Annotated in this window: 6 protein-coding genes; 2 read left to right on the top strand and 4 right to left on the bottom strand. The window is 71.3% G+C overall.

Annotated features, from left to right (window positions below):
* Nucleotides 1–15: 15 nt before the first annotated feature.
* Both rpe and ACN675_RS27430 read right to left on the bottom strand, forming a co-directional pair.
* The gene (rpe, locus tag ACN675_RS27435; RefSeq protein ID WP_420753824.1) at nucleotides 16–699 is read right to left on the bottom strand and encodes a ribulose-phosphate 3-epimerase; all 684 of its coding nucleotides are present in this window, start codon (nucleotides 697–699) and stop codon (nucleotides 16–18) included.
* 6 nt (nucleotides 700–705) lie between these two features.
* The gene (locus ACN675_RS27430; protein ID WP_420753823.1) at nucleotides 706–1,074 is read right to left on the bottom strand and encodes an MmcQ/YjbR family DNA-binding protein; all 369 of its coding nucleotides are present in this window, start codon (nucleotides 1,072–1,074) and stop codon (nucleotides 706–708) included.
* Nucleotides 1,075–1,330: 256 nt separating this feature from the next.
* Between ACN675_RS27430 and ACN675_RS27425 the strand changes: the two genes are divergently transcribed.
* Together ACN675_RS27425 and surE are read left to right on the top strand one after the other, a co-directional pair.
* A complete protein-coding gene (locus ACN675_RS27425; protein WP_420753822.1) occupies nucleotides 1,331–2,293 on the top strand; it encodes a 1-phosphofructokinase family hexose kinase in 963 nt (320 codons plus the stop codon).
* A complete protein-coding gene (gene surE / locus ACN675_RS27420; RefSeq protein WP_420753821.1) occupies nucleotides 2,293–3,063 on the top strand; it encodes a 5'/3'-nucleotidase SurE in 771 nt (256 codons plus the stop codon). Before ACN675_RS27425 ends, surE begins: the two co-directional genes overlap by 1 nt.
* 1 nt (nucleotide 3,064) lies before the next feature.
* On the opposite strand, the gene ACN675_RS27415 is transcribed toward surE, so the two are convergent.
* A complete protein-coding gene (locus ACN675_RS27415; protein WP_420753820.1) occupies nucleotides 3,065–3,994 on the bottom strand; it encodes a 1-phosphofructokinase family hexose kinase in 930 nt (309 codons plus the stop codon).
* A 54-nt stretch (nucleotides 3,995–4,048) separates the two neighbouring features.
* The coding region (locus ACN675_RS27410) for an RsmB/NOP family class I SAM-dependent RNA methyltransferase (protein ID WP_420753819.1) at nucleotides 4,049–5,294 on the bottom strand (1,246 nt) is incomplete at its 5' end.

Here is a 5,294-nt window from a genome sequence, read left to right as displayed (position 1 = left end):
CCAGCGCCGGATCGGTCACGGGGCCAGGGTCAGATGAGCGGAGGCGGCGCCGGCCTGGGCGCGCAGTTTGCGGACGGCCTCGCCGGGATCCGCGGCGCCGTACACGGCGGAGCCGGCGACGAAGCAGTCGACACCGGACTCGGCGGCCGCCTCGATGGTGTCGGTGTTGATGCCGCCGTCGATCTCCACGAGCAGGGTCAGTTCTCCGGAGTCGACGAGGCGACGCACGGCGCGGGCCTTCCCGAGCACGTCCGGGATGAACGACTGACCACCGAAGCCCGGTTCCACGCTCATCACCAGTAGCGTGTCGAATTCCTTCAGGATTTCGAGGTACGGCTCGATCGGGGTGCCCGGCTTGACCGACAGCCCGGCCTTGGCGCCCGCCGCGCGGATGTCGCGGGCGACGGCCACCGGGTTGTCGGTGGCCTCGGCGTGGAAGGTCACGTTGTGGGCGCCGGCTTCCGCGTACGGGGGTGCCCACCGGCCCGGATTCTCGATCATCAGGTGGCAGTCCAGCGGGATCTCGGTCGCGGCGAGCAGCGACTGCACGACCGGCAGGCCCAGCGTCAGGTTCGGAACGAAGTGCGCGTCCATGACGTCGACGTGGAGCCAGTCGGCACCGGCGACGGCGGCGGCCTCGTCGGCGAGGCGTGCGAAATCCGCGGACAGGATGGAAGGAGCGATCATCGGGTGGGCCACGTCGGCCTAGTCTAGTCGGGTCCGATCTTCCTGCCGTGCAGCCGGTGCGCTCGCGCGCAGTGCGTCCGGCGCGGCGAGATGCCACGCGCCGAACAGCAGGTCGCGCAGTTCCTGGGGGTCGACCCGGTCGAGGTCGACGAGGACGGCGCCGTAGCCGTCGTAGCTTTCGGTGGTGAAGTAGGCCGGATTGCCGGAGGCGAGCAGCGCCTTCTTCTTCGCCGTCTCGCACAGCACCATCAGTGCGGCCTCCGATTCGGAACACAGCCGCGCGAATCCGCGCCCGCGCACCGTCAGCGCCGGGGTCCGGTACCACGTCGATTCGGTGACCTCCGGCAGGTCGGAGACTGCTTCCACCACCTCGGCCCAGGTCGTCATGTGACCAGTGTGCCCCGAGGGGACCGCGCGCGGACCGACTCGGCATTCCGACGGCTCGGCCGCGCGCGAAGGAGCCTGCCTAGATTTCTGTATATTCCGATATTCCGTCAGAGACGTTATCCGGCCCTCGAGGGACGTTGTTGATCCACGCCCCGAGAGATTCGACTACGCGGCGGTCCCGGTCTCGGGCATCGAATCGGAGCGAACCGGGTACACCTCCGGCATCTCCCGCGCGCCGAAGAAGGAGCCCGCCCCGATGGCCGAGTCCACCCCGCCCGCCCCCTCGAATCCCTCGGTGTTCGTGTTCGCCCCGTCCCCGCTGTTGACGGTCACGGTCGAGTGCGCCCCGGACGGCAGCGACGAACTGCACGTGCATGCCGGCGGGCAGGGTATCTGGATCGCCCGGATGGCGGCGACGCTGGGTGCGGACGTCACGCTGTGCGGAGTGTTCGGCGGCGAGACCGGCCGGATCCTGCGTCACCTGCTCGAATACGAGGGCATCTCGGTCCGCGGGATCGACACGTCCGGCGCCAACGGCGGCTACGTGCACGATCGGCGGGGTGGCGAACGTGAGGAGATCGCGCACGTCGCGCCCACGGTGCTCACGCGTCACGAGGTCGACGACCTGTTCGCGCTGTCCCTCGAGACCGGGCTGCGCTCCGACGTGGCCGTTCTCGGCGGTGCCCACAGCGACACCACGGTCCCGCCGGAGATGTACGGCCGATTGGCGGGTGATCTGCACGCGATGGGCGTCCCGGTCGTCGCGGATCTGTCCGGGCCGCAGCTGACCGGTGTGCTCACCGGAAATCCGACGGTGCTGAAGGTCGCGCACGACGATCTGATGGAGGACGGCCGGGCAGCGTCCGACGATGTGCCGACGCTGGTGAGGTCCATGCGCAAGCTGGCCGAAGCGGGCGCGCAGAATGTCGTCGTCTCGCGCGCCGGCGACCCGGCGCTGGCACTGGCCGACGACGGACTGTGGGAAGTGACGTCGCCGCCGCTGACCAGTGTCGATCACCGCGGCGCGGGTGATTCGATGACCGCGGGCATCGCGACCGCTCTCGCCCACGGCGAATCGCTGGTCGACGCGCTCCGGTTGGGCGCCGCCGCGGGGGCGATGAACATCACCCGGCGGGGATTGGCGACGGGACGCCGCGACCTGGCCACCCGTCTCGTCGAGTCGGTCGGCGTTCGGCGCGCCGAAGGTGAGGAGTCCTGATGCGGGCGTTGGTGACCAACGACGACGGTATCGACAGCCGAGGACTCGGTGTTCTCGCTCGCCTCGCCGTCGAGGCCGGACTGGACGTGGTGGTGGCGGCTCCGCACACCGAGCGCAGCGGTGCGAGCGCATCGCTGACCGCGCTCGCGGAGGACGGCCGGCTGGCGGTCGTCGAACGACAGTGGCCGGATCTGCCCGATGTGCCGATCCGGGCGGTGGAGGCCTCTCCGGCGCTGATCGGATTCGTCGCCGCGCACGGGGCGTTCGGTCCCGCGCCCGACGTGGTGCTGTCCGGGATCAACCACGGTCCCAACACCGGCCACGCGATTCTGCATTCGGGAACCGTCGGGGCGGCGCTGACCGCGGCAACGCACGGCGCGCTCGCGCTGGCGGTGTCGGTGGCCTCCGCGGATCCGCAGAACTGGGACACCGCCGAACAGGTTGCCCGACGCGCGCTGGAATGGGTGCTGGAGTCCGGGCAGCGCGGTTCGGTGCTCAACATCAACGTTCCGGATGTTCCTCCGGACGAGTTCCGCGGGCTCCGGTTGGCTCCCCTGGCCGCGTTCGGTGCGGTCCAGGCCGATATCGGGGAGATCGGCGAGGAGTTCGTGACGGTAACCTTCCGGGAGATCCGTGCCGACGAGCGCGACGAGACCGACGCGGGTCTCGTCGCGCAGGGCTGGGCGACGGCGACGGCACTGCGGGCACCCGTCGAGGCGGCCGAGGTCGACCTGGAGGCACTCGCGTGGACGGGTCCCGGGCTCCCCTAGATCAGCGGGATCGGGCGAGTTCGTAGAACCGGTCGATGTCCTCGCGCCGGCACACGTGGCTGCCGGCGGTCAGCAGCGCCGCCGATCCGCAGGCGATGCCGAGCGCGAGTGCATCGCGCAGCGACTGTTCCTGCAGCAGACCCACGACCAGGCCCGCGACCATGCTGTCGCCCGCGCCCACGGCGCTGCGAACCGGCACGTCCAGCGCCGGTACTTCCACGGCGTCGTCGGCGGACACCATGATCGCGCCCTGTGCGCCGAGGGACACCACGACGATCTCGGCGACCCCGGCGTCGACGAGTTCCCGTGCCGCAGCGGTCCGGGTCTCGGTGTCCGGCAGGTCCCGGCCGACCCACTCGCACAGTTCGTCGAGGCTCGGCTTGACGAGGAAGACGCCCGATTCGATGCTGGTCAGCGCGTCGCCGGAGGAGTCGAGCACGAAGCGGGCGCCGACCTTGTGCGCGACGTCCGCGATGCGCCGCACGAACGTGCCGGGCACGCCCGGCGGGAAGCTGCCGCTGGCCACGACGTAGCGGGCGCCGGAGGCGGCGGCCACCAGCGCCTCGAGACAGCGTTCCTGTTCGTCGGGGGTCAGCTCGGGACCGGGGGTGACGAACCGGTATTCCTTCCCGGTGCTGCGGTCGATAGCGGTGAAGCACTCGCGGGTGTCGTCGGCGATCTCCACGATGTGCTCTTCGACGTCGTCGTCGTCGAGCAACCCGCTCATCTGCTTGCCGCGTGCCCCACCGGCCGGGTACACCGCCGCGGCGGACGCGCCCAGCACCCGGGCGACCTTGGCGACGTTCACCCCTCCCCCGCCCGCGTCGTAGAACGGTTCGTCGCACCGGAGTTTCCGGGTGGGTACGACCTCGTCGGCGAACGTGGTGACGTCGAGCGCCGGGTTGAGGGTCAGGGTGACGATGTCGGGCACGAACTGTCCTTCCGTCCGAGGTGGCGGGCTCGGGTGTCAGCCCGGTGGTCGATGTCAGCCCAGCGGCTTGCGGAGCGCGGCCATGAACATGGCGTCCGTGCCGTGCCGGTGCGGCCACAGCTGGACACCGGGTCCGGGTCCGAGCCGCGGCACCCCCGGCACGAGTTCGCGGGTGTCGAGTTGTTCGACGCCGTGCCGGCGCACCGCGTCGGCGACGATCGCGACGGTCTCGGACACGTGCGGCGAACACGTCGCGTACAACACGACTCCGCCGGGTCGCAGCAGCCCGATCGCCGAGGCCAACAGTTCCTTCTGCAGCCGCACCAGTTCGGCGACATCGCCGGGCTGCCGTCGCCAGCGGGCCTCGGGACGGCGACGCAGCGCCCCGAGACCGGTGCACGGGGCGTCGACGAGGATCCGGTCGTAACCGGCGTCGAGACCGGGATCGCGGCCGTCGGCGACGTGCACCGTGACGGGCAGGCCCCGGGTGGTCTTGCGGACCAGGTCGGCGCGGTGTTCGACCGGTTCGACCGCGTCGACGGTGAAGCCGTCGAGGTCGGCGAGGGCACCGAGCAGTGCCGCCTTCCCGCCGGGTCCGGCGCACAGGTCGAGCCAGCGGCCGTTGTCGTTCCCCTCGAGCGGCGCGAGCGTGAGGGCGCGGGCCACGAGCTGGCTGCCCTCGTCCTGCACCGCGGCCATGCCTTCGCGCACCGCGTCGAGCCGGCCGGGGTCGCCGTGTTCGAGGTGTACCGCGTAGGGCGACCAGGGACCGATCTCGCCGCCGGTCGCGAGGGCGAGTTCCTCGGCGGTGATGACACCGGGCCGCGCCACCAGGTGCACGATCGGCCGGGCGTCGTCGGCGGCGAGGACCTCCGCCAGTTCTCCGGCGTCGACGCCGAGGGAGTTCGCGAACGCCTGGGCGATCCACACCGGGTGCGGGTACCGGAACGCGAGGTATCCGACAGGATCGCGTTCCCGGTCCGGGGCGAGCTCGGCGACCCATTCGTCCTCGGTGCGCTCTCCAATCCGCCGGAGTACAGCGTTGACGAACCCGGCTCTGCCGGAACCGAATTCGGATCGGACGAGGTCGACGCTGGTCGTGACGGCGGCGTGCGGGGCGATGCGGGTCCGCAGCAACTGGTAGGCACCGAGGCGCAGCGCGTCGAGCAGCGGGCCGTCGATCTCGTCGACGGGACGATCCGCGGCGGCGGCGATGACGGCGTCGAGCAGACCCTGCGCGCGGGCCGCGCCGTAGGTCAGTTCCGTGGCCAGCGCCGCGTCGCGGGTGTCCAGGCGGCGC

This window comes from Rhodococcus sp. O3 (assembly GCF_048897285.1).
Classification (GTDB): domain Bacteria; phylum Actinomycetota; class Actinomycetes; order Mycobacteriales; family Mycobacteriaceae; genus Rhodococcus.
Note: the sequence above shows the minus strand (reverse complement) of the source record. Positions and strands in the feature narration are given on the sequence as shown.